We start from the raw sequence: 25,173 nt of genomic DNA, 5'->3' as shown, positions 1-25,173 counted from the left end.
AAAGTGGCAACGGTTTTCGCACTGAGCATGCTCTAAACTATGAGAATCGATCACGTTTTCTGCGTTTGGACGATTTCGTCCAAACGCAGCGTGATCTGCCGGCAACCTCCCGGGGTGAGGGTTTTCCTTTGCATGAACAGCGAGAGGCGAGCCGCCCATGACGATCCAATTGGTCTACCCCGCCCTGGCTCAGATCCTGTGGACCTTCGTCGTGCTCGGCATCCTGTTCCAGCGCCGTCGTGTCGCCTTCCGGAACAAGGAGGTCGGGATGGCCGATATCGCGGTCTCGACCGAGCGCTATCCGGAGCGTGCCCGCCTCGCCGCTGCGAACTATGCCAATCAGTTCGAGACGCCGGTCATTTTCTTCGCGCTGATCATGCTCGCCATGGAGGTCGGCGCGACCGGCACGGTGATTGTTGCCCTTGCCTGGGCCTTCGTGCTGACGCGCATCGTGCACACCTTGATCCATACCGGGTCCAACCGGGTCCCAGTGCGCGCGGCTGTGTTTGCTCTGGGCGTCGCCTGCCTGTTCTGCATGACGGTCGGCATTGTCGTTACGGTACTTTGACATGCTCGTGCGGCGTGCAATGTTCGCAGACGCACGTCCGCAAGATATACTCTGTCACATCCTCGCTACATCGTGAGACAAACGCTGTTTCGCGCTTGCGCCCAAAACCACCTGCCGGCATGCTAAATGCTTGCGGCTAGGACGGTTTAGGGACGACCGTTCCAAATGGTACAGAGTCTGTCCCGCTCTGGCGCAAGGTTTCGCATGGCTGTCTTGTCTTTCGGGCGCGTTGTTGTCGTGGCCGCCGTCGGCGCGGTCGCAGCTGGCGCGGGTCTCCATTATTCCGGCCGATCAGTCCCTCCTCCGCTCGATCGCATTCCCTACGGAAAGATCATCCCGCCCTATGCCCAGCCGGCCCAGCAGGCCGCGGCCCCATCATCACGCGCTTCGGGACAACAACGCCCACCCGTGACGATCGTCACGGCCAAGGCTGAACGCCGGCCGATGCCGGTCAGGCTCGACGCGATCGGCACCGTGCAGGCACTCTCGAGCGTTGCGGTGCGCTCGCGCGTCGATACGCAGATCATAGAGGTCGGCTTCCCCGATGGCGGCTATGTGAAGAAGGGCGACATGCTCTTCCGCCTCGACTCCCGCCTCGCGGAAGCGCTGCTGAAACAGGCCGAAGCGGGTGTTGCCCGCGACAAGGCCTCGCTCGCCTCCGCCGAAGCCGATCTGCGCCGGGCGGAAGAACTCGCCAAGCGCGATTTCGCCACCGACCAGCGTCTCGACACCGCCCGCACCCAGGTCGCGACGCTCAAGGCCAGCGTCCGTGGCGGTGAGGCAGCGGTCGACGCCCTCAAGGTCCAGCTGACCTATTACACCATCACCGCCCCGGTTTCGGGCCGGATTGGCGTAGCCGGCCTCAAGGAAGGCAATATCGCCAAGACCGGCGACAATTCGACCACGCTGGTGACGATCAACCAGATCGATCCGATCTATGTCAGCTTCGCCCTGCCGCAGCGCCAGCTGTCCAGCATCCGCGAAGCGATGAATGCCGGCACGGCCGTGGCGGTTGCCACGCAGCAGGGTGCGAGCCGCGGCGTCGAGGGCAAGATCGCGGTCATCGACAATCTCGTCGATGCGACGACCGGCACGATCCAGATGCGCGCGATCTTCAACAATCCTGACGAGACCCTGTGGCCCGGCGCCCTCTGCCAGGTCCGCCTGACCCTGCGTGTCGAGCCCGATGCGCTGACCGTGCCCCGCGAAGCCGTCCAGAACGGCCAGAACGGCACCTTCGTCTTCGTGATCGAGGACGGCGTCGCCCGCGCCCGCCCGGTCACCGTCGACCGCACCATCGATGACCGCGTCGTACTTGCGTCGGGCCTGAAGGGCGACGAGACGGTCGTCATCGACGGCCAGCTCCTGCTGACCGATGGCGCCCGCGCGGTCGAGCGCAACCGGGGCGGCCAGAGGCCGCCGCCCAACCAGACCTCGCAGCGCGGGAGTGCTGGCTGATGAACCTCCCGGAGGCCTGCATCCGTCGTCCGGTGATGACGACACTCCTGATGGCAACCTTTCTGATCTTCGGGTTGTTCGCCTTCAAACAGCTTCCGGTCGCGGCATTGCCGCGGGTCGATTTCCCGACGATCAATGTCAGCGCCCGCCTGCCGGGCGCGAGCCCCGAATCGATGGCCTCCTCGGTCGCCGCACCGCTGGAGCGCGAATTCGCCTCGATCTCGGGCATCACCTCGATGTCCTCGGTCTCGCAGCTCGGCGCGACCTCGATCACGCTGCAATTCGACCTCAACCGCAATATCGACGGCGCAGCGCTCGACGTGCAGGCCGCGCTGAGTGCCACCGCTCGTCGGCTGCCGCCGGAGCTGCCCTCGCCACCCAGCTTCAGGAAGGTCAATCCGGCCGACCAGCCGGTGCTGTTCATGGTGCTGACCTCGGCGACGAAACCGCTCTACGAAGTCCATGAATTCGGCGAGAACATCCTGCAGCAGCAGATCTCGCAATTGCCTGGCGTCGCGCAGGTCAACATCTTCGGCGCGCAGAAATACGCCGTGCGCGTACAGGTCAATCCCGACGCCGTCTCGGCTCGCGGCCTGGCACTGAGCGATGTCCGCAATGCGATCGCCGCCGCCAACTCCAATTCCCCGGTCGGCACGCTCAATGGCGAGAACCAGCGCCTGACGCTCGGCGCCACGGGCCAGATGGAGCGCGCCGCCGAGTACGGCAACCTCATCATCTCGCAGAAGAACGGCGTGCCGATCCGCCTCGAGGACGTGGCACAGGTCTACGACTCCGTCGAGAACAACCAGACCGGCAGCTGGTTCAACGGGCAGCGCTCGATCATGCTGGCGGTCTATCGTCAGTCCGACGCCAACACCGTCGAGGTCGTCGACAGCATCAAGTCCAGGCTCGAGGCCTATCGCGAGCAACTTCCAGCCGCGATGGAACTCAATGTCCTGAACGACCGCTCGATCCCGATCCGGGAGGCGGTGGAGGATGTCGAGGTCTCGCTGATGATCGCGATCGCGCTCGTGATCATGGTGATCTTCCTGTTCCTGAAGAGCCTGGCCGCGACGCTGATTCCGACGCTCGCCCTGCCGATTTCGCTGGTCGGTACCTTCGCGATCATGCACGCGCTCGGCTATTCGCTCGACAACATCTCGCTGCTCGCACTGACGCTCGCGGTCGGCTTCGTCGTCGATGACGCCATCGTCATGCTGGAAAACATCATCCGGCATATCGAGATGGGCAAGAAACCGTTCCAGGCGGCCCTCGACGGCTCGCGCGAGATCGGCTTCACCATTCTCTCGATCACCATTTCGCTCGTTGCCGTCTTCATTCCCGTCTTCTTYATGGGCGGGGTCGTCGGCAAGGTTTTCACGGAGTTTGCCGGCACGATCGCGGCCGCGATCATCGTCTCGGGCTTCGTCTCCCTGACCCTCACCCCGATGCTCTGCGCCCGTTTCCTCAAGGCGCATGATCACCACAAGAAGCCGAACCTGATCGAGCGCGTCTTCGAGGCCGGCTTCCAGGGGATGCTGGGCGCCTACCGCTGGACCCTGGATTGCGTGCTGAAGGCGCGCATCCTGATGCTGATCTTCACGCTGGCGACGGTCTATATCTCGGCGCAGATGTATATCGACATCCCGAAGGGCTTCTTCCCGACCGAGGATACCGGCCTCCTGCGCGCATCGACCGAAGGCCCGCCCGACACGTCATTCGAGGCGATGGCGGCGCGCCAGATCCGCATCGCCGAAATCGTCAAGGCCGATCCGGCAGTCGATTATCTGACGTCGAATATCGGCGGCTTCAACGCCACCAATAACGGCTTCATGTTCATCGCGCTCAAGCCCAAGGATCAGCGCGAGAAGGCCGAGGTGGTGATCTCGCGGTTGAGGCGCGCGACCGGCGACGTGCCGGGTATCACTGCGGTGTTCCAGCAGGTGCAGAACATCAACCTCAACGCCGGCCGGTCGTCACGCGCGCAGTACCTCTATTCGCTGCAAGGACCGGACCTGAATGCGCTCTTCGCCTATGCTCCGCTGATGCAGCAGCGGCTCGCGCGGCTTCCGCAGCTGCGCGATGCCAATATCGATCTGCAGTTGCGCAACCCGCAGCTCTCGATCGACATCGACCGCGAACGCGCCGCGAGCCTGGGCATTTCCAGTGACCAGATCCGGCAGGCACTGGGCAACGCTTTCGGCTCGCGCCAGATCGCGACGATATTCACCCCCTCGACCGATTATCAGGTCATCATGGAGGCCAATCGCGCCTATCAGCAGGATCCCGCTGTGCTCTCGCGGTTGCTGCTCAAGGCTGCGAACGGCCTGAACGTGCCGTTGGAAACGGTGGCGACGATCAAGCCCAGCGTCGGCCCGCTCGCGGTGAACCGCATTTCGCAGCAGCCGGCGGTGACAATCTCGTTCAACACGGCGCCGGGCATCTCGCTTGGCGACGCCGTCAACGCCATCCGCGCGGCCGAGCGCGACGTCAATCTGCCGGCCTCGATCGTGACGAGCTTCGCCGGTTCCGCCCAGCTGTTCCAGGATGCGCTGAAGGGGCAAGGCCTGCTGATCTTCGCCGCAATCCTGGTGATCTACATCATCCTCGGCATTCTCTACGAGAGCTTCATCCACCCGATCACCATCCTCTCCGGCCTCCCCTCTGCCGGCCTCGGAGCGCTGCTCGCCCTGCAGTATTTCAACATGGACCTGTCGGTGATCGCGATCATCGGCATCCTGATGCTGGTCGGCATCGTCAAGAAGAACGCGATCATGATGGTCGATTTCGCGATCGAGCGTCGTAAACAGGGGGACGACGCGTTGACCGCCATCCGCGAGGCGGCGCTTGTCCGCTTCCGTCCGATCATGATGACGAGCTTTGCCGCGATCTTCGGCGTGCTTCCCATCGCACTCGGCGCGGGCGCCGGCGCCGAGCTCCGGCAGCCGCTCGGCATCGCCGTGGTCGGCGGATTGATCGTCTCGCAACTGCTGACGCTCTACATCACGCCGGTGATCTATTTCTACCTCGACAAGGTCGACACCTGGCTCTCCGGCCGCAGTCGCGGCGAGCGCGAGAGCGTGCCCAGCTCCGCTGTGCCCGTAGCCATCCCGCAGGCGGTGCGCGGCCCGGACCTCTGAGGGCGGTCAAAGCCTCCCTCTCAATCGTTCCTGCGCCACGAACTTCGCATCTCCTGCAGTTCGTGGCGTATTTCTGCAGAATGCATCAAAGGCAACCTTGTGCCTTAAAGCGGAGAGAACGGCGGCTTGCATAACGCTGGGTGAGTGATCCCTGCCATAAGCAAAGTCGTCGATGTTCCGCATAAGAAATGCCGTGCCGCTGTCGGGCCATACTCCGCCCGGAATCCATCCGTCTCCTTCCCGAAGGGCCGCTCTGACGCGGTATGCAGCCATGGTGCTGCTCGGATTGGTTCTCGGAGCGAGCGGCACGGCGCTGACCGTCACCCTCGTTCGGGCTGGTGATGACGCCGGCGTTCGTGCCTTCCATCTTCAGGAAGCAGCGAGACGTGCGCCCAGTGCCGCGGCCTTGACCTATGCTCCGGTCAGTTCAGGCTGGAGGCTGCCGCTCTTCGGCTCATACCCGGATGGCCGGATCGAACATCCCCCCGTCCTGCGCGAACGCGGCAAGCCGCGCGATGGAGCGACCGTAAGCACTCTCCGTGCAACGGCCCGTTACGATACCGGATCAGGCGCCTCCCGCACCATTTGCGTACGGATGTGCGACGGCTATCACATGCCGCTTGGCCATTTGCGATCGCAAGCTGACTGGCCGGCGCATGAGGCCCTTTGCACGGCGATGAATCCCGGCATCCCGGTCAAGGTCTTCCGCGTTCCTGCCGGCGCCGCGGATATCGACGGCGCCGTGGCCTCCGACGGCAGGACCTATGGCTCCCTGCCCGTTGCCTATGGTCACGAGACATCGTCCGACCCGGGCTGCAGGCCCACCGTCCCGTCTGCCGGTGATCGCCGTGTCTCTCTTCTGCGGGATTTCACCCTGCGCCCAGGCGACTCGGTGGTGTTTGATGGCAAGGTGACAACCTTTGAGGGCTCTTCCACCTGGCCTTACRACCCGAGGAATTTCCGCGATTTTCGGTCGTCGAACGAACTCAACGCCAATCAACGCCGGATGATCGACGACACGGTCGGCGTTTCCAGCCGTGAAGGCCAGATGCTGGCCCTGCGTCGCGACATGACGGTGCGGGAGGCGAAGATCGGTGATGCCACCACGATCGAGCTGCGCGGCCGTTTCGAGAGCGGCTCAGGTGAAACCGCAACCGCCTCGAACATGCAGCGCATCGTCATYTCGCCGGAAAGCTGAACCCCTCTCCAGGCATTTTGGCCGGGCACGCTGCGTTAAGCATCGCGCCCGTTTTGCATGCGCGAACGCCGACGGGCCGTTGATGATTAACGAAAAGTAAACTACACCCCAAGGGCGGCGGACGAAGCACAAGCGCGAGTGGAGTAGACGCGATGTTTCGTGTCCGTGAGATCCCCGACCGGGAAGACCCACCATTAGGCAGCCCTGTCCCCGTCGTTGCGCTGGAGCGTAATGCTCACGGCAAGAAACGAACGGGCCGCTTCGCGGCGATGACTGCGCTTGGCCTTGTGCTCGGAGCGGGTGGCGCGATCGGCACGATCTCGCTCGTCCAGGCTGGCGACGATGCCGGCGTCCGCGACTTTCAGCTCCAGGAAGCGGCGAACCGCCGTGCTATGCGCGCCCCGCAAGCCGGCGCCTATCATGCCCCCATCGCCTATGCGCCCGCGCGTGGCATCTGGAACCTGCCCCTGACGCGCAGCGTACCGAAYGGGCGCATCGCGCACCCGCCCGTGGTCTTGAACCCTTTCAGGACGGTCGAACCTCCGCGTCAGGCGGCCCGGCGCCCCACGACGCAGCACAGCGTTGCACGCCTCGATACCGTCTCCGGCAGTGGACATGGCGCGCGCACCATCTGCGTGCGGCTCTGCGACGGCTTTCATGCGCCGATCGGCAATCTGAATGCCCAGTCTGACCTAACGGCACACGACGCCCTCTGCCGGGCGATGAACCCCGGCGTCCCGGTCAAGGTCTTCCGCGTTCCCGCCGGTGCCAGCACGATCGACGGCGCCGTTTCGGCAGATGGCAAGACCTATGGCTCGCTCCCCGTTGCCTATGGCCACGAGAAATCCTCTGATCCAGCCTGCCGGCCGGCGATTGTCGCCAGCGGCGAGCGCCGCGTCTCGCTGTTGCGCGATATCACGCTTCGTCCCGGCGACAGCGTCGTTCTGGACGGCAAGGTCACGACCTTCACGGGCTCGTCGCAGTGGCCCTATAGCCGGCGCGATTTCGTCGATTTCAGATCGGCGCGGGAGCTCAGCGCCGGCGATCGGCGCGGCATCGACGAGCGGGTCGGCATTTCACGCGTCGAAGCGCAGATGCAGGCGCTGCGCCGCAAGCTGCGCACGCGCGAAGCCTCGCTCCGTGACGAGACCGTGATGAGCGATGCAATCGAATTGCGCGGCTCGATCGATCCGCCAACGCGCGGGCCGGTCCGCGTGATCGCCGGGCCGGCGTTCCGGCTTTTGCCTTAGTTCCAACAGGCCTGCCGGCCGACTTTCGGCGGCCCGATGTCAGTCTTGGACGCTGGTTCGGAGGCGCATCTTCTTTGAATTAATCTAAAGAGGGTGCAATTTAGAAAACCTATAAGCAATTGATCTATAACGCTTTTCAATTGACCGCCCTAGCGTCAGGCACTACCGCTCCAGCACCACGAACGTGCAGAGGGCATCTACGCCCGAAGGAGCGAACCATGATCGACAAAACTCGCCTGTCCCTCATCGCCCTGGCGTCCTGCCTGCTCGCTACCCCGGTCCTGGCCCAGAGCGTCAATCTCTACACGACGCGCGAGCCGGCCCTGCTCAATCCCGTCGTCGAGGCCTTCACCAAGGACACCGGCATCAAGGTCAACACGGTGTTCCTGAAGGACGGACTCGAGGAGCGCATCAAGGCCGAGGGCGCAAACAGCCCGGCCGATGTCATGATCATGGTCGACGCCGCGCAGATGATCTCGGCCGCCAATGCCGGCGTCACCCAGCCGATCAAGTCGGCGGCTGTCGACAAGATCGTCCCGGCGCAACTGCGCGATCCGCAGGACAACTGGGTCACCCTGACCAAGCGCGCCCGCATCGTCGTCGTCTCGAAGGATCGCGTGCCGCAGGATGCGATCACCTATGAGGACCTCGCCGACCCGAAGTGGAAGGGCAAGTTCTGCATCCGCGGCGGTCAGCACCCCTACAACAACGCTCTCTTTGCCGCCTATCTCGCGCGCAACGGCGCCGAGAAGACCGAGACGTGGCTCAAGGCACTCAAGGCCAACACCGCGCGCAAGCCGGGCGGCGGCGACCGTGAAGTCGCGCGCGACATCCAGTCCGGGCTCTGCGATATCGCAGTGATCAACACCTACTATATCGGCCTGATGAGCATTGCCGCGAACGAGCAGAAGGGCTGGTTCGAGGCGATCAAGCCGCTGAAGACCACCTTCGCCAATGGCGGCACCCATGTGAACATCTCGGGCGCCGCCATCGCCAAACACGCCCCCAATCGTGAAAACGCGGTCAAGCTGATCGAGTACATGCTTGGCGACAAGGCGCAGACCATCTATGCCGACGGCAATTTCGAGTTCCCGGTCAACCCGGACGTCAAGGAAAGCGCCGCTGTGAAGCTGCTGGGCAAGGTCAATGTCGATACCACCCCGCTGACCGAGATCGGCAAGAACCGCAAGGCGGCCGCTGACCTCGTCGACAAGGTCGGCTTCGACAATTGAGCCTGTCTCCCACGGCTGGAGAAATGCGACGGTCGCCACGCCTGTGGCGGCCGTCGAGCCGTTTTGTCTGGGCTTCGGTTGCGGGTGCCGGGCTTGTCGCGCTGCCAGTTCTCGCGCTCGGCCTGACCGCGCTTTCGCCGGCAGCATCGTCGATCTGGCCGCATCTTGTCGCCAATGTCATTCCCGATGCGCTGGCGAACACCGCCATGCTTCTTGCCGGCGTCGGCCTGCTCTGCAGTCTCATCGGCGTCGGCACGGCCTGGCTCGTCACCCAATATGAGTTTCCCGGCCGTCGCGCCTTCGAATGGCTGCTCGTGCTGCCATTGGCGATCCCGACTTATCTGACGGCCTATATCTATGTTGAGTTCCTKGGCTTCCAGGGACCGCTGCAGACGGCCTTGCGTGCGGTGACGGGCTATCGCAGCCTGCGCGACTACTGGTTTCCCGACCCGCGCAATCTGGCGGGCGCGATCTTCGTCATGGGGATCGTGCTCTACCCTTACGTCTATCTCAGCGTCCGGGCGCTGTTCGGCCTGCAGAGCGCGACGATCGTCGAGTYGGCGCGGACGCTCGGAGCCGCGCACGGCACCTTGTTCTGGCGGATTGGCTTGCCCATGGCGCGCCCGGCGCTCGTCGCAGGGTTGACCCTGGCACTGCTCGAAACACTCAACGATATCGGCGCGACCGAATATCTCGGGGTCCGCTCCCTGACCCTGTCGATCTACACGACCTGGCTCAATCGCGGCTCTCTGGCGGGCGCAGCCCAGATCTCCTGCGTGATGCTTCTCCTCGTGGTCGCCCTGATCGCAACCGAGGCGAGACTGCGCGGCGCGCGCCGCTTCACGCTCTCGGTGCGCCAGCCCCGCGCCGTCGGCCGCCGGCTCCTGTCCGGGCGCATTGCGCTCGCAGCCAGCGCCGCCTGCGCCCTGCCCCTGCTGCTTGGCGCGCTTCTGCCGATGGGCTTTCTCCTCCAGGAGGTCCTGACGCGCGGCCTGCTGCATCAGTTCGACATGGCCCTGCTGCGCAATCTCCTGAATGCCCTGCTGCTGTCGGCTGGCGCCGCGCTGATCGTGGTGACGCTTGGCCTTTGCATCGTGGCTGCAGGCCGGCTCGGCCGCGAAACCTGGCTGCCGGCGCTCGCGCGCATCGCCTCGCTTGGCTATGCGCTGCCCGGCACGGTGCTCGCGCTTGGACTGCTCGTCCCGCTTGCCGCCTTCGACAATCTCGTCGCCGACACCGTCTCCGCATTGTTCGGCGTCAGTCCTGGTCTCATCCTGATCGGCTCGGGTGCCGCTCTCGTGATTGCCTATGTCGTACGCTTCCTGTCGATCGCGATCTCCGGCATCCAGAGCGGTCTCGCCCGGATCTCGCCGAGGATCGACGATGCCGCGCGCGCCCTCGGCTCAARCTCGGGCGAGGTGTTGCGGCAGGTGCATTGGCCGCTCGCTCGCCCTGCCATCGCTGCGGCCGCCTTGCTCGTATTCGTCGACTGTCTGAAGGAGCTGCCCGCGACGCTGCTGCTGCGACCGMTGAACGTCGACACGCTCGCAACCATCGTCTACGGACATGCCTCACGCGGCATGTTCGAAGACGGAGCGCTGGCCGCGTTGCTGATCGTGATCGCCGGCCTCTATCCCGCCATCATTCTGGCACGAGCCGGTGGCACGAAGGGGTGACACCGTAAGGCGTTGCGGCTCTCTTTGCCGATCCACAGCTTGTATGCCGGAAATAGGCTCCTCAACTCGACAAGCCGCCCGGCATCGTCATAAACAATTTTAGCTTGACCTCCGGTTCGATTCCGGTTGCAGCCCGGCCGAAGGCCCATGACACGACGCGTTTCCATTCTCGCCTATTCGCTCGCCATCGGCCTGGTGCTGCTTGGCCTGCAATCCTGGGGCGTTGCCGTTGGGCTGGTCGAGCGACATGTCGTTGCCCGCATCGAGGATCGCACCGGCCTCAAGGTGACCAGCCTCGAGCATGCGAGCATCGTCCTTCTGCCTTTGCCGCGGGTCGAGCTCTCGCAAGTCAGCTTCAAGCAACATGACGGCCTGCTCTCCGGCAAGGCGTCGCAGCTCAAGGCCCGCGCCCGCCTGCTGCCGCTTCTGGCAGGGCGCCTCTCCTTCGACCGGATCGATCTGATCTCTCCCCAAATCGATGCCACAGTTTCAGGCAGGGACGATGAGCTCTCGGAATGGCTCGCGCCGCCCCTTGCCTATCTCACCAGCCTCACGAACCAGAGCCGGATCGTGATCATTTCGGGTTCGGTCTTTGCGCGGGCCGAAGGCGCGATCCGCACCATCCTGCGCGATGTCAATCTGATCATCGAGGACCGCGACCCCGAGGAGCCGATCATCGCCTCGGGCTCCGTGACCTGGCGCGGCGTCGCGACCAATCTCAGTGTTGTCTGGCCGGTCGCCGGGGAAAGCRCCAGGCTCTCCTTGTCCGCGACCTCCGAACGGATGAACCTGCGCCTTGACGGCATACGATCCGGCCTGCGCGAGCCGGTCTTCAATGGGCAATTGAGCCTCTCGACGCCGTCGCTCCCGGAACTGTTCGACTGGTTCGGTGAAACGCCCCGCCTCGCGCCTGCCATCGGACAGCTCAGCATCGCCGCTGAAGCCCAGATCAAGGCCAACGAGATCTCGCTCAGCAACGCAAGCGCCATCTTCGACGGGGACCGCCTCGACGGCGCGATCATGCTCGGCGAAGCCGGCCAACGCTGGTCCCTCTCCGGAACACTCGCCGGCGCGACGCTCGATCTTGGCCGCATGACCAATCGGCTCGGCCTGCCCAAACCCGGCACCGGGCTCGCCAACCCGACGCCGCTCGAATTCGAGGCCTGGACGGCGCATGACATCGACCTGCGCGTCTCGGTGGATGCCGCCCGCCTCGGCGGCGCCCGTCTCAGTGATGTCGCGACCCAGTTGCTCGTCAAGAAGGGCCGCTTCGAGGCCGGGCTGCTTCGCGCGACTGCCTATGGCGGCAGCGTCAAGGGCCGCCTGCTTGCGAGTGCGACCCCGAACACCATCGACGTGAAGCTGCAAGGCAATCTCGACCGGATCAATCTCGGGCAAAGCGCAACCGACCTGCCCGAACTGCCGAGACTGAGCGGGCAAGGCAATCTGCAGTTCGCGCTGGATGGCACGGGCACCACGGCCGAGGCCGTTCTCGCCTCCTTGAACGGAAAGGCGAGCCTCAGTCTGCGTCAAGGCGAGCTTGGCGGCTTTGCTTTCATCGACCTGCTGCGTCGTGCCGAGCGCAATCCTGTGGCGGCCCTGCGGGAATGGCGGCAGGGCAAGACGCCATTCGACAGCGCGAGCGCTACGGCGAATGTCGCCGATGGCATCGCGACAATCACTGATGCCCAGATGACGGGCCCGACCTATCGTCTCACACTCGCAGGCCAGGCATTCCTGCAGCAAGGCTGGATCGAGATGGCCGGCCAGCTGGCCCAGCAGAGCGGCTCCCTGACGGTGCCCCTCGTCCTGCAGGGCCCGCTCGAAGGTCCATCGCTGGCGCTCAACTCGGAAGCCACCTTGCGTCCTGCCGGCAGCACCCTGCCAAATCTCCTGACGCGCTGACGGTCGCCCGGCTTAGTCAGCCACCACCCGCGCAGATTTGAGCCGCGGCCTGCCCCCGCAGCCTCGCAATTGACCTGTCCACGGACCGGGTGTTTCCTCATCGCAGTCAGCGCGGAAACCACGCCATGCGTGCACCAACGGGATCGATCGTCGGGCTCTGTTCCGCCTCAGCCACCATGTTTGCAATGGGGATGGCGTTCCTCGGCTACTGGGGTGTGCATGAGCCGGTGCCATGGCGGCGGCTCGACATCGTCATCGTCACCCTGGCCTTTGCCGGCTTTGCCTCACTGGGCTCGGTCACCTGGATCGCAACCACACCCGTATCAGCAGATAGTGACGAGAAGGTCGTACCCGCCCGGCGGGCCTTCGCCCTGGGCGTGTTTGCGATCTGGCTGTCTGTTCTTGTCGCGGTCCTGGCGGCATGACGTCGAGAATGTTCGACATCATGCCTCGGTTGTTCCACAGCCCAAGCTTCAGGTCATTTCAAACCTGAAACAAGCCGGCTTCAGCCTTCCTGAGCAGGCTCGTCCGCAGGCGCAGGGCCTTCGTCCTCGGCCTCGTCGTCCCCTGCATCACCGATGCATTCGACCGAGACGACCTTCTCACCGGCTGCGGTGTTGAACACCGTGACACCCTGGGTCGAGCGGCCGGCAATGCGGATGCGGTTGTCCGGTCCCTTGTCGACCGGCACGCGGATCACCTGCCCGCCATCGGTCACGAGCATGATCTGGTCCGTATCGACCGCCGGGAAGGAGGCGATCAGCTTGCCGTTGCGCTCGTTCACCACCATGGCGACGATGCCCTTGCCCCCGCGTCCGGTGACCCGGTACTCGAAGGACGAGGTGCGCTTGCCGTAGCCCTTCTCGGACACCGTCAGGATGAACTGCTCCGCAGCACCCATCTCGGCATATTTCTCCTGGCCGAGTTCGATATCGCTGGCGGCCTCCTCGCCCTCGCTCGCCTGGACCGGCTCGGAGGTGTCGTCGCCTTCGCCATTCAGGGCCTTGCGGGCAGCAGCAGCGCGCTTGAGATAGGCGGCGCGCTCATCCGGCGTCGCATCGAGATGATGCAGGATGGCAAGCGAGATCACCTCGTCGCCATCGGCGAGGTTGATGCCGCGCACGCCGGTCGAGTCGCGCCCCTTGAAAACGCGCACTTCGGGCACGGCGAAGCGGATGCACTGGCCGGCCGCCGTGGTCAGCAGCACGTCGTCATGCTCCGAGCAGATCTGGACGTCGACGATGGAGTCTCCCTCGTCGAGCTTCATCGCGATCTTGCCGTTGCGATTGACCTGCACGAAGTCCGAGAGCTTGTTGCGGCGGACATTGCCCGTCCGGGTCGCGAACATCACGTCGAGCCGCTCCCAGCTCTCCTCATCCTCCGGCAACGGCATCACCGTGGTGATGCGCTCATCCTTCTCCAGCGGCAGCATGTTGTTGAGGAACTTGCCGCGTGCATTCGGCGCCGCCAGCGGCAACCGCCAGACCTTCTCCTTGTAGGCCTGGCCGCGCGAGGAGAAGAAGATGATCGGCGTATGGGTGTCGGCAACGAAGAGCCGGGTGACGAAATCCTCGTCCCTGGTCGACATGCCCGAACGGCCCTTGCCGCCACGCTTCTGCGCCCGATAGGTCGAGAGCGGCACGCGCTTGATGTAACCGGCATGGGACACGGTCACCACCATGTCCTCGCGCGCGATCAGGTCCTCGTCGTCGAGATCCGAACCCCAGTCCTGGATCACCGTGCGACGCGGCGTGGCGAAGGCAGCCTTCACCTCGGTGAGCTCGGTCTTGATGATCGACTGGATACGGGCGCGTGAGCGCAGGATCTCGAGATAATCCGCGATCTCGGTTGCGAGCTTGGCGAGTTCTTCGCCGATCTCGTCGCGGCCGAGGGCGGTCAGGCGAGCAAGGCGCAATTCGAGGATCGCCTTGGCCTGCGCATCGGACAGGCGATAGGTGCCGTCCGGGTTGAGCGGATGACGCGGATCGTCGACCAGTGCGATCAGCGGCGCGATATCCTCGGCCGGCCAGTTGCGATCCATCAGCGAGGCGTGCGCAGCCGCCGGGGTCGGCGCGGTGCGGATCAGGCGGATGACCTCGTCGATATTGGCGACGGCGGTGGCAAGGCCGCAGAGCACATGGGCGCGTTCGCGCGCCTTGTTGAGCAGGTAGCGTGTGCGCCGGGAGACGACCTCCTCGCGGAACTCGATAAAGGCCGAGATGAAGTCCTTGAGGTTCAACACCTCCGGCCGACCGCCATTGAGCGCGACCATGTTGGCGCCGAACGAAGTCTGCAACGGCGTATAACGGTAGAGCTGGTTCAGCACGACATCGGCCATGGCGTCGCGCTTGACCTCGATGACGACACGCACGCCCTCGCGGCTGGATTCGTCACGCAGATCGGAAATGCCTTCGATCCGCTTCTCGCGAACCAGATCGGCGATCTTCTCGACCATCGAAGCCTTGTTCACCTGGTAGGGAACCTCGGTGACGATGATCGCCTCGCGCTCCTTGCGCAGCTCCTCGATATGCGTCTTGGACCGCATCACGATCGAGCCACGACCGGTGTGATAGGCGGAGTGGATACCGCTCTTGCCCATGATCGAGGCGCCGGTCGGGAAGTCCGGACCAGGTACGATCTCGATCAGGTCGTCGATCGAGAGCTCGGGATCGTCGATAAGCGCGATACAGGCATCGATCACCTCGCCGAGATTATGCGGCGGAATATTGGTCGCCATGCCGACCGCGATGCCGCCCGCGCCGTTGACGAGCAGGTTCGGATAACGCGCCGGCAGAACCCGCGGCTCATGCTCCTTGCCGTCATAGTTCGGCTGGAAATCGACGGTGTCGAGGTCGAGATCCTCGAGCAGCGGCATCGCCGCCTTGTCGAGCCTGGCCTCGGTATAACGATCGGCCGCCGCGGAATCGCCATCCATCGAGCCGAAATTGCCCTGACCGTCGATCAAGGGCAGGCGCAGCGAGAAATCCTGCGCCATGCGGACCAGCGCGTCATAGACCGCCATGTTGCCGTGCGGATGGTACTTACCCATCGTATCGCCGACGATGCGGGCGCATTTGGTATAGGGCCGGTCCGGCAGGTTCTTGTTCTCGTGCATCGAGAACAGGATGCGCCGGTGCACCGGCTTCAGGCCGTCGCGGACGTCGGGAAGAGCGCGGCTGACGATCACGCTCATGGCGTAATCGAGATAGCTCTTCTTCATCTCGTCAGTGATGGCGATCGGCTTGATGTCGCCGCCGAAATGCGCGTCTTCCGGCTGGCCGCCGCGCGTGCCGTTGTCGTCTTCGCTCAAGGGATGAGGTCCCGTTTTCTACGATTTTTCAAGCTTCTGGCTATCCGATTCCGCCCCGCGAAGCCAGCAAAAGACGAATCTCTCCAGAGAAATTAAAACCGTTCCTTGTCAACGCGTTACGAGTCGTTTTTGACTCACTTTCCGAGCCCTCCCACATTGCCGCCATGTTTGACCGGCGCGAGCGCGTGACGGAGCCGGAAAACCGCTCGGCAAATTTCGCTCCTACGCCTAGTGACGCGGGCTCGGCAGCATGCCTAAGCTCCACGATGTTCCTGGAATATCTCACCTCCGCCCTCGTCACACTGCTGGTCACCCTCGATCCGCCGGGTCTCGCACCGATCTTCCTGTCCCTGACGCGCGGCATGTCGGCCGACGAGCGCAGGCAGGTCGCGGTGCGCGCCTGCATCATCGCCTTCGGCATCATGGCCTTCTTCGGACTTGCGGGCGATATCGTGCTGAAGGCGCTCGGCGTCTCGCTGCCGGCCTTCCGCATCGCAGGCGGGCTGCTGCTGTTCTGGATCTCGTTCGAGATGGTGTTCGAGCGCCGCAACGAGCGCAAGCAGGCGACGGCCGAGACCGCAATCACTCTCGACCACATCCGCAACGTTGCCGCCTTCCCGCTCGCCATCCCCCTGATGGCAGGCCCCGGCTCGCTGACCGCGATGATGCTGCTCGCCGGACGCGCCAATGGCGATCTCGCCATGCTCGGCTCGCTGGCGGTCATCTGCGGGCTGGTGATCGCCTCATGCCTCGTGACCTTCCTCATGGCGACGCCGATTGCGCGCCTCCTTGGTGTCACCGGCAATGTCGTTCTGACCCGTCTGCTCGGCGTGATCCTTGCCGCGCTCGCCGTGCAATTCGTCATCGATGGCGTGCGGGCCGTGGTCGGAGGCGGCTAGGACGTGGCCGCCCCCCTTGAAAGGGGCATCACAGTCATGGCCAGGCTTGCCCGTTCATCGGCGCATGTGCCGCTCATCATCGTTCAAAGGCCCATGCCCTGTGCAGGACCGAGCATGAGACGCCGACGCGCCTCACTTCTCCAGGAAGGCCCGGATCGCCCCTTCGGCCTGCTTCATCGAGATGACGCCGTCGAGATGCCCACGCGAGCCCTGGATGGTGATGTGGGAGATGTCGACGCCGCCCTGCTTCATGCCATCGACCGTGCTGGCGATGGTATCCGCAGTGAAGACCAGATCCTTCGGCTGCGTGATCAGCAGCACCGGCGCCTTGATCTTCGACGCGCCATTGGCGAGCGAGGTTCCGCCAGCGGCAAAAAGCTGGTTGGCCTTCACGAGATAGAGGAAATGGTTCGCGTCTGACAGCTTGGCGCGCGCCTCACCGGCATTGTCGAGAATGCTCTGGACCTGGAACCTGTTTCCGAGCGCTTTGGCGGGGTCCTCACCTTCCTTGGCGGGCCTGCGCCCGAAGGTGCCATTGGTCCAGTCACGGTGGTTCGCCTGCAGCGTCACCACTGCCAGCGCCTTGGCGAGGCCGGCATTGGGCGGGGTGCCACCGTAATAGTCGCCCTTGTTCCAGTTGGGATCGACCAGGATCGGCGCCGCCCAGACATCGAGCCAGGCGATRAGCTGCGCATCGGCTTCGGCCGCGCCGATGACCGGCATCGCCTTGGCGACCATCTCCGGATGGCTTGCTGCCCATTCCCAGGTCTGGAGCGCGCCCATGGATGGGCCGGCGACCAGCGCCAGCTTCCTGATACCCAGGCTCTCGACCAGTGCCTTCTGGACATTGACGAAGTCGCCGACCGTGACGATCGGGAAATCGAGCGCGTAGGGCTTCCCGGTATCGGGATTGAGCGAAGCCGGGCCGGTGGTCGTCGTCTTCGGATCGCCGGTGTTGAGGTTCACCAGCGTATCGGAGGACAGGACGAAGTACTTATTGGTGTCGATCGCCTTGCCGGGACCGACAATCGCATCCCAGTAGCCTGGCGCGGCATCCCTTGCGTCGTACTTGCCGGCGGCATGCGAATTGCCCGAGAAGAAATGGCAGATCAGGATCGCATTCGACTTGTCGGCATTGAGCGTGCCGTAGCTCTCCCAGCCGACCTTGACGTTCTTGAGTGTGCGCCCGCCTTGCGTCGTGAAGCTCGGCAGCTCGAACACCTTCTTCTCGACCATCAGGTCCTGTGCCGCTGCCATTCCCGCCACCACCATGCAAGCAGCGCCAAGGGCGCCTGCGATCCAGTTCTTCATGCCGCTTCCCTTCCCAAGGACAGCCGTCACGCGGCCTTGGGAAGCATCAGAGCGGATTTCGGGCAGAAGCGGAAGCGGGAAGCCGAGCGCTCAGACCGTTTCGAGCAGCCCCTTGATCAGGGCTCGACGCGGTGCGATCGAGGAGATCAGGGCGTATTCCTCGAGCGTATGGGCGCCATTGCCGTCGATGCCGAGACCATCCAGCGTCGGCACGCCGAGCGCCGCCGTGAAATTGCCGTCGGAACCACCACCGGTCATCGGGCAGTCCTGAAGATCGAAGCCGACCTTCGCTGCAACGCCACGCGCTGTCTCGAACAACTGCGCGACCGTGCTCGACTTCTCATAGGGCGGCCGATTCATGCCGCCCGTCACCGTGATCTTCACATCGGGATCGCGGGGCGTGAGCCCAAGAATGCGGTTCTCCATCATCTGACCGTCGGCAAGCGTGGTGACGCGCACATCGACGCTGAACCAGGCATGCTGCGGAATCACGTTCGCCGCCGTGCCGCCGCCGATCAAGGCGACCGACGTGGTGATGCCGCGCGCATAGTCCGTCATGCCCTCGATGGCGAGGATCTGATGCGCCGCCTCGCGGATGGCGCTGCGTCCGTCAGCATGGCGTGAGCCTGAATGGGCCGGGCGCCCCTCGAGCCTGACGTCGAAGCGGCCGACACCCTTGCGGGCCGTGACGATGCGGCCACCTTCGCGCGCCGGCTCGGTGACCAGCACCGCCGCCGACTGCCGCCCGATATCCTCGATCACCGAACGGGTGGTCGGCGAGCCGATCTCCTCGTCGGGCGTGAACAGGAAGATCATCGGCCGCTTGGCCGAGCCCGCCTTGGCCACATCCTTGAAGGCTTGCAGGGCGAGCCAGGCACCGCCCTTCATATCATAGACGCCAGGACCATAGAGCCTGTCGCCCTCGATCCGGACAGGCAAATCCTTGGCACTCGTCCCGACCGGGTGGACCGTGTCGAGATGTGACATGACCGAAATGGCCTTCTCGCCATTATCGAGCCCGGCCCTCAGGATCACGCTGTCTCCGAGGCCGTCGCGCCCCGGCAGGCGCTCGACCGCGATCGGCAGGCCTTCGACCTCCTTGGCGACGAGGTCCATCATGCCGTTCACGCCAGGAGCGTGATGGGWGGGGCTTTCCAGCGCGATCCAGACGGACAGGGCTGAGGCGGCGGGATCAGTGTTGCTCATGAGCGCTGCACATACGCCCGTTCCCCCATTGCGCACAAGGATTTCACACGCCGGGGCGGAGATGCCTGCCCCGCATGACAGATCGATCGGAAGGGCCGGGCTGCCCGCCCTCAGCCTTGACAACGGCTGCGCCACGTTAAATAACAACTACGTTATATAACCAATTGGTAATTAAATGACGCCATCCAGCCGGCTCGACACCACCTTCGCCGCCCTGGCCGATCCGACACGGCGGGCGATCCTGGCACGCCTCGCCCTTGGCGAGGCTTCGGTGACCGAGCTGGCCCAGCCCTTCGCTATGAGCCAGCCGGCCATCTCCAAGCATCTCAAGATGCTGGAGCGCGCTGGACTGATTTCGCGCGGACGGGACGCACAACGTCGCCCCTGCCGGCTCGAGCCCCAAGCTCTCGCCGACGCAAATGGCTGGCTCGAAGGCTATCGCCAGTTCTGGGAGACGACCTTCCAGCGCCTCGACCTCCTTCTCGACGAGATGAAGGCCGAGAAAGGCATGAAACCCAAAGGAGAGTGACGATGATGACGACCGCCGATCTGTCCGTCTCGACGCCCAGCGACCGCGAGGTCCTGATGACCCGCCTCTTCAACGCACCGCGCGAGCTGGTCTTCGAGGCCATGAACCGGCCTGAGCTGCTGAAGAGGTGGTTGAGCGGCCCTCCAGGCTGGTCACTGCAGCATTGCGAGGTCGATTTTCGGGTCGGCGGCAGCTTCCGCCACGTCTGGCACGGACCGGACGGCACCGTGATGGGAATGGGCGGGATCTACCGCGAGATCGCGCGCCCTGAGCGTATCGTCCGAACCGAACTGTTCGACCAGGACTGGACCGGGGGCGAGGCCATCGCGACGCTGGTTCTGACGGAGCAGGCGGGCAAGACCGAACTCGCGCTGACCGTACTCTATTCCTCGCGCGAGGCCCGCGACGGCGCGCTCAGGAGCGGCATGAAGGAAGGCGTCGCCGCAAGCTACGGGAAGCTCGACACCCTGTTCGCTGAAAGGCGGCAGGCCGCCTGAGCCATTCCACCTGAGCCGTTTCACCGATCAGTTCCGGAAGCCCTGCACTCGCAGCATTCGGGCGACCGCCCCGCGCTCAGCAAGCAAGAGGAGGAGACGACCATGCAGAAGATCACCCCGTTCCTGTGGTTCGATGGCCAGGCTGAGGAGGCGGCAAAATTCTACACCTCCATCTTCAAGAATTCGAAGCTCGGCGGCGTCTCGCCTATGGCCGCATCCTTCGAGCTCGAAGGCCTGCAATTCACGGCACTCAATGGCGGCCCACGCTTCAAGTTCACGGAAGCGATCTCGCTCTATGTGAACTGCGAAACCCAGGACGAGGTCGATTACTACTGGGACAGGCTCGGAGACGGTGGACAGATCCAGCAATGCGGCTGGCTGAAGGACAGGTTCGGCATCTCCTGGCAGGTCATCCCGTCAGTGCTGCCCAAGCTGTTGAGCAGTCCCGAACAGGAGAAGGCCGGCCGGGCCATGCAGGCGATGATGCAGATGCAGAAGATCGACATCGCCGCGCTTCAGAGGGCCTATGACGGCTAAAGCATCGGCCCGAAAAGTAGATTGCGGTTTTCGGGAAAGCCRATGCAAACACAGAAGCTTAGAACATCGGACCGGATATGATATCCGGTCCGATGTTCTAAGCGGCGCGCAGTCACGGCTAGGCCCGGCGCGCGCGTCAGACGCGCCTGACGTTCTAGAAGGTCGGGAAGCTCCGCGCTCAAGTCCGTTCCTCAGCTTGCGCGACAGCGCAGCTTCAGCCCACTCGTTATTGCGGGTGCCCGATAGACGGTCCTTCGCGCCTGGACGGCGGTCGGGTCTGACTGCTCGAGCGCGAATAAATGCAATCTCGCACCGAGATTCGCGATCTAAGTCATCGAATGCCGCTTGCCGCTCTTGGCAATGATGGAGGGAGAGCCGCCCCGTCCTTCGGATACCAACAAAAAGGCCGCTCCGAACGGTCGGGAGCGACCTTCTGATCCTGAGGAGATTGCGATCCGCAAAGCGGTTCGCCCTCGCTTGCCCTAGAACGGGATATCGTCGTCCAGGTGGGTGCTCGACGAACGCCCGCCGCCGCCGCTGGACATAGCCGGCTGGCGCGAGCCGCCACCGCTGCCCATCGGGCTCGAACGCCCGAAGGAACCGCCGCCGCCCGAACGGTCCTCGACCGAACCGCCGCCCTCGCCATACTCGTCCGATCCGCCCTGCCCGCGGCTGTCGAGAATGGTGAGTTCGCCGCGGAAGCGCTGCAGCACGATTTCGGTCGTGTACTTCTCGACGCCGGACTGATCCTGCCACTTGCGCGTCTGGAGCTGGCCCTCGATGTAAACCTTCGAGCCCTTCTTCAGATACTGCTCCGCGACCTTGGCGAGATTCTCGTTGAAGATCACCACCGAGTGCCACTCGGTCTTTTCCTTGCGCTCACCGGACTGCTTGTCGCGCCAGGTCTCGGACGTGGCGATGCGCAGATTGACGACCGGCTCGCCGCTGCCGAGCCGGCGCACCTCGGGGTCGCGCCCGAGATTACCGACCAGAATGACCTTGTTGACGCTACCAGCCATGAGAGGCTCCATTTCCTGCGCACATCTGCAAATCCGATCGACGACCGGAGCCGGACCCTAGCGCCCGCAGACGTCACTATCAACAATGTTCTTGCTTTGTTCAAGCTCGTTTTGCAGAGTTGTCCCCTGTCTTCATCAGGATTCGCGAGGCAGCCGCCGGAGGTCGGACGAGCCTCGGCGGACGGCGGCACCGATCGCCAAACCGGACGCCCTACTCCTGACGCGAATTGTCAGGAGAAAGACAGCAGCCTATCCCGCTGCATGATATTCATGCCTGCCAGACCGCCGTGAGGCTGGCATGGCCGGGCATTTGCCCTATCTCTACGCCTTACCCGAACGGACGCCCCGATGGCCCGCAAGACCTCTTTGGCTGAACAAGCCGCCACGCTTGAGGACATGTTCGACCGCAACCGCGCGGCCGATCCGAATGCACGCGTGATTTCCGTGCGCGGCGCGCGCGAGCACAATCTCAAGAATGTCGACCTGGCGATTCCGCGCGACAAGCTCGTGGTCTTCACCGGCCTTTCAGGCTCGGGCAAATCCTCGCTCGCCTTCGACACGATCTACGCCGAGGGCCAGCGCCGCTATGTCGAGTCCCTCTCGGCCTATGCCCGCCAGTTCCTCGAGATGATGCAGAAGCCCGATGTCGACCAGATCGACGGGCTCTCGCCGGCCATCTCGATCGAGCAGAAGACGACCTCGAAGAACCCGCGCTCGACAGTCGGCACCGTCACCGAGATCCACGACTACATGCGCCTGCTCTGGGCACGTGCCGGCATCCCCTACTCGCCGGCGACGGGCCTGCCGATCGAGAGCCAGACGGTCAGCCAGATGGTCGACCGGCTGCTGGAGTTGCCGGAGAAGACGCGCGGCTATCTGCTGGCGCCCGTGGTGCGCGGTCGCAAGGGCGAATACCGCAAGGAACTGGCCGACTGGCTGAAGCGCGGCTTCCAGCGCGTCAAGATCGACGGCCAGTTCTACGAGATCCCGGACGCTCCCGCCCTCGACAAGAAGTTCAAGCACGACATCGACGTGGTGGTCGACCGCATCGTCATACGCCCCGACCTCGCCGCACGCCTGTCCGACTCGCTGGAACAGGCTCTGGAGCTCGCCGAGGGTATCGCGGTCTTCGAATATGCCGACGAGAAGGAGGAGAGCGGCGAGGCCAGGCGCATCACCTTCTCCTCGAAATTCGCCTGCCCCGTCTCCGGCTTCACCATCCCCGAGATCGAGCCCAGGCTCTTTTCATTCAACAACCCGTTCGGCGCCTGCCCGACCTGCGATGGTCTCGGCCACGAGATGCGCATCGATGCCAATCTGATCGTGCCCGACAATTCCATCTCACTGAAGAAGGGGGCGATCGCGCCCTGGGCCAAGTCGACCTCGCCCTATTACGGCCAGACAGTGGACGCGCTCGCCAAGCATTTCGGCTTCTCGATGACCAAGCCCTGGTCCGAGCTGCCGAAGCAGGCGCACGATGCCATCCTGTTCGGCACCGGCACCGAGCCGGTGCGGTTCGCCTATAATGACGGCCTGCGCGCCTATGAGGTGAAGAAGCCCTTCGAGGGCGTCATCACAAACATGGAGCGGCGCTGGAAGGAGACGGAGTCCGACTGGGCGCGTGAGGAAATCGGCCGCTTCATGTCCGAGACGCCCTGCGCCGCCTGCAACGGTTTTCGCCTGAAGCCCGAGGCGCTGGCGGTGAAGATCGCCGGTAGTCATATCGGCGAGATTTCCCGCCTCTCGGTTCGCGATGCGCTGGCCTGGGTCTCCGATCTGCCGCGCCATCTCACGCCGAAGCAGACCGAGATCGCGACGCGCATCCTCAAGGAGATCCGCGACCGCCTGACCTTCCTGCTCGACGTCGGGCTGGAATATCTGACGCTGGCGCGCGGCTCCGGCACGCTCTCGGGCGGCGAGAGCCAGCGTATCCGCCTCGCCTCGCAGATCGGCTCGGGCCTCACCGGCGTCCTCTATGTGCTGGACGAGCCCTCGATCGGCCTGCACCAACGCGACAATGAGCGCCTGCTCGGGACGCTGCGGCGCCTGCGCGACCTCGGCAATACCGTGATCGTCGTCGAGCATGACGAGGACGCGATCCTGACCGCCGACTACGTCGTCGATGTCGGCCCCGGAGCCGGCATCCATGGCGGCGAGATCGTCTCGAAGGGCACGCCGGAGCAGATCCTGGCCGACCCGAACTCGCTGACCGGCCGCTACCTCACGGGCGAGCTCTCGGTGCCGGTGCCGGCCAAGCGCCGCAAACCGCAGAAGGGGCGTTCGCTCAAGATCGTCGGCGCCAGGGGCAACAACCTCAAGGACGTCTCCGTCGAGATCCCGCTCGGGCTCTTCACCTGCATCACCGGCGTCTCCGGCGGCGGCAAGTCGACGCTGGTCATCGACACGCTCTACAAGGCCGTCGCCCGCAAGCTCAACGGCTCGATCGAGCATCCCGCCCAGCATGATCGCATCGAGGGCATGGAGCATCTCGACAAGGTCATCGACATCGACCAGTCGCCGATCGGCCGCACCCCGCGCTCCAATCCCGCGACCTATACCGGCGCCTTCACGCCGATGCGCGAATGGTTCGCCGGCCTGCCCGAGGCGAAGGCGCGCGGCTATCAGCCGGGGCGCTTCTCCTTCAACGTCAAGGGCGGGCGCTGCGAAGCCTGCCAGGGCGACGGCGTCATCAAAATCGAGATGCATTTCCTGCCCGACGTCTACGTCACCTGCGATGTCTGCAAGGGCAAGCGTTACGACCGTGAAACGCTCGAGGTGAAATACCGCGAGCGCTCGATCGCGGATGTGCTCGACATGACCGTCGAGGAGGCGAAGGACCTGTTCAAGGCCGTGCCCTCGATCCGCGACAAGATGGAAACGCTCTCCCGCGTCGGCCTCGGCTATGTCCATGTCGGCCAGCAGGCGACCACGCTGTCCGGCGGCGAAGCCCAGCGCGTGAAACTGTCGAAGGAACTCTCGAAGCGTGCCACCGGCCGCACGCTCTACATCCTGGACGAGCCGACGACCGGCCTGCATTTCCACGATGTCGCCAAGCTCATGGAAGTGCTGCATGAGCTGGTCGAGCAGGGCAATACGGTGGTGGTGATCGAGCACAATCTCGAGGTCATCAAGACCTCCGACTGGATCATCGACATGGGTCCGGAAGGTGGCGATGGCGGCGGCGAGGTCGTGGCTCAGGGCACGCCGGAGGATGTCGTCAAGGTCAGCCGCAGCCATACCGCCCGGTTCCTCAAGGAGGTGCTGGAGCGCCGACCGCTGAAGAAGCCCGCCAAGGCCCCCGCACAAGCGGCGGAATAGGTGTCGAGGAAACGCCGGCTGGCGCCTTGATTCGCGTGAAATTGCACGACCGGCCATGTGCCTGCCGGTGAATTCCGGTCGTTCCAATCATCGAGCGCGGATGCGGCCCCTCCGCTCTGC

Annotated in this window: 18 protein-coding genes; 14 read left to right on the top strand and 4 right to left on the bottom strand. The window is 64.2% G+C overall.

All coding sequences use genetic code 11. The annotated features are described in order from the left end of the window. Positions 1-157 precede the first annotated feature (157 nt). The 9 genes from AC1D34_RS02340 to AC1D34_RS02300 all read left to right on the top strand — a co-directional run bounded on the left by AC1D34_RS02340 (position 158) and on the right by AC1D34_RS02300 (position 12,852). Complete coding sequence (locus AC1D34_RS02340) at positions 158-568, top strand: MAPEG family protein (protein WP_441505946.1); 411 nt, start codon at positions 158-160, stop codon at positions 566-568. Between the two features lie 204 nt (positions 569-772). After that, the gene (locus tag AC1D34_RS02335) at positions 773-2,026 is read left to right on the top strand and encodes an efflux RND transporter periplasmic adaptor subunit (protein WP_441489737.1); all 1,254 of its coding nucleotides are present in this window, start codon (positions 773-775) and stop codon (positions 2,024-2,026) included. Further along, positions 2,026-5,166, top strand: coding sequence for an efflux RND transporter permease subunit (locus AC1D34_RS02330; RefSeq protein ID WP_441505947.1), 3,141 nt, complete (start codon positions 2,026-2,028; stop codon positions 5,164-5,166). The genes AC1D34_RS02335 and AC1D34_RS02330 overlap by 1 nt, the downstream gene beginning before the upstream one ends. Positions 5,167-5,437: 271 nt before the next feature. Then, positions 5,438-6,364 (top strand): DUF2865 domain-containing protein, encoded by a 927-nt coding sequence (locus AC1D34_RS02325; protein ID WP_476823398.1) that lies wholly within the window; start codon positions 5,438-5,440, stop codon positions 6,362-6,364. Positions 6,365-6,516: 152 nt separating this feature from the next. After that, positions 6,517-7,614 carry a DUF2865 domain-containing protein gene (locus AC1D34_RS02320; RefSeq protein WP_441505949.1) on the top strand — a complete coding sequence of 366 codons (1,098 nt, stop codon included), beginning with the start codon at positions 6,517-6,519 and terminating at the stop codon, positions 7,612-7,614. Positions 7,615-7,832: 218 nt separating this feature from the next. Continuing rightward, positions 7,833-8,846 carry an extracellular solute-binding protein gene (locus AC1D34_RS02315; RefSeq protein ID WP_476823397.1) on the top strand — a complete coding sequence of 338 codons (1,014 nt, stop codon included), beginning with the start codon at positions 7,833-7,835 and terminating at the stop codon, positions 8,844-8,846. Positions 8,847-8,869: 23 nt separating this feature from the next. Beyond that, positions 8,870-10,522, top strand: coding sequence for an ABC transporter permease (locus tag AC1D34_RS02310; protein WP_476823396.1), 1,653 nt, complete (start codon positions 8,870-8,872; stop codon positions 10,520-10,522). 147 nt (positions 10,523-10,669) lie between these two features. Beyond that, the gene (locus tag AC1D34_RS02305) at positions 10,670-12,427 is read left to right on the top strand and encodes an AsmA family protein (protein WP_476823395.1); all 1,758 of its coding nucleotides are present in this window, start codon (positions 10,670-10,672) and stop codon (positions 12,425-12,427) included. A gap of 125 nt (positions 12,428-12,552) precedes the next feature. Next, the gene (locus AC1D34_RS02300; RefSeq protein WP_441505953.1) at positions 12,553-12,852 is read left to right on the top strand and encodes a hypothetical protein; all 300 of its coding nucleotides are present in this window, start codon (positions 12,553-12,555) and stop codon (positions 12,850-12,852) included. Between the two features lie 80 nt (positions 12,853-12,932). Here AC1D34_RS02300 and gyrA read toward each other — a convergent pair whose 3' ends face one another. Next, positions 12,933-15,647, bottom strand: coding sequence for a DNA gyrase subunit A (gyrA, locus tag AC1D34_RS02295; RefSeq protein ID WP_441506012.1), 2,715 nt, complete (start codon positions 15,645-15,647; stop codon positions 12,933-12,935). Positions 15,648-16,003: 356 nt separating this feature from the next. On the opposite strand from gyrA, the gene AC1D34_RS02290 reads away from it, so the two are divergent. Further along, positions 16,004-16,636, top strand: a complete 633-nt coding sequence (locus AC1D34_RS02290) for a MarC family protein (protein WP_441505954.1) — start codon at positions 16,004-16,006, stop codon at positions 16,634-16,636. A 132-nt stretch (positions 16,637-16,768) separates the two neighbouring features. On the opposite strand, the gene AC1D34_RS02285 is transcribed toward AC1D34_RS02290, so the two are convergent. Then, the gene (locus AC1D34_RS02285; protein WP_441505955.1) at positions 16,769-17,947 is read right to left on the bottom strand and encodes an E22 family MetX-like putative esterase; all 1,179 of its coding nucleotides are present in this window, start codon (positions 17,945-17,947) and stop codon (positions 16,769-16,771) included. A 90-nt stretch (positions 17,948-18,037) separates the two neighbouring features. Then, entirely contained in the window at positions 18,038-19,153 is a 1,116-nt protein-coding gene (locus AC1D34_RS02280) for a M20 family metallopeptidase (protein ID WP_476823394.1), read from the bottom strand. A 175-nt stretch (positions 19,154-19,328) separates the two neighbouring features. On the opposite strand from AC1D34_RS02280, the gene AC1D34_RS02275 reads away from it, so the two are divergent. From AC1D34_RS02275 to AC1D34_RS02265, 3 genes are all read left to right on the top strand, one after another. After that, positions 19,329-19,682, top strand: a complete 354-nt coding sequence (locus tag AC1D34_RS02275) for an ArsR/SmtB family transcription factor (protein ID WP_441505957.1) — start codon at positions 19,329-19,331, stop codon at positions 19,680-19,682. Between the two features lie 2 nt (positions 19,683-19,684). Beyond that, a complete protein-coding gene (locus tag AC1D34_RS02270) occupies positions 19,685-20,179 on the top strand; it encodes an SRPBCC family protein (RefSeq protein ID WP_441505958.1) in 495 nt (164 codons plus the stop codon). A gap of 102 nt (positions 20,180-20,281) precedes the next feature. After that, on the top strand, positions 20,282-20,716 hold the full coding sequence (locus tag AC1D34_RS02265) for a VOC family protein (RefSeq protein ID WP_441505959.1): 435 nt from the start codon (positions 20,282-20,284) through the stop codon (positions 20,714-20,716). 482 nt (positions 20,717-21,198) lie between these two features. Here AC1D34_RS02265 and AC1D34_RS02260 read toward each other — a convergent pair whose 3' ends face one another. Further along, positions 21,199-21,735: a single-stranded DNA-binding protein gene (locus AC1D34_RS02260; protein ID WP_441505960.1), complete on the bottom strand. Its 537-nt coding sequence runs from the start codon at positions 21,733-21,735 to the stop codon at positions 21,199-21,201. Between the two features lie 396 nt (positions 21,736-22,131). Between AC1D34_RS02260 and uvrA the strand changes: the two genes are divergently transcribed. After that, positions 22,132-25,053, top strand: coding sequence for an excinuclease ABC subunit UvrA (gene uvrA / locus AC1D34_RS02255; RefSeq protein ID WP_476823402.1), 2,922 nt, complete (start codon positions 22,132-22,134; stop codon positions 25,051-25,053). The last annotated feature ends 120 nt before the right edge of the window (positions 25,054-25,173 follow it).

The organism is Allobosea sp. P1_A7 (genome assembly GCF_056406775.1).
This window is presented reverse-complemented; position numbering and strand designations above follow the sequence as displayed.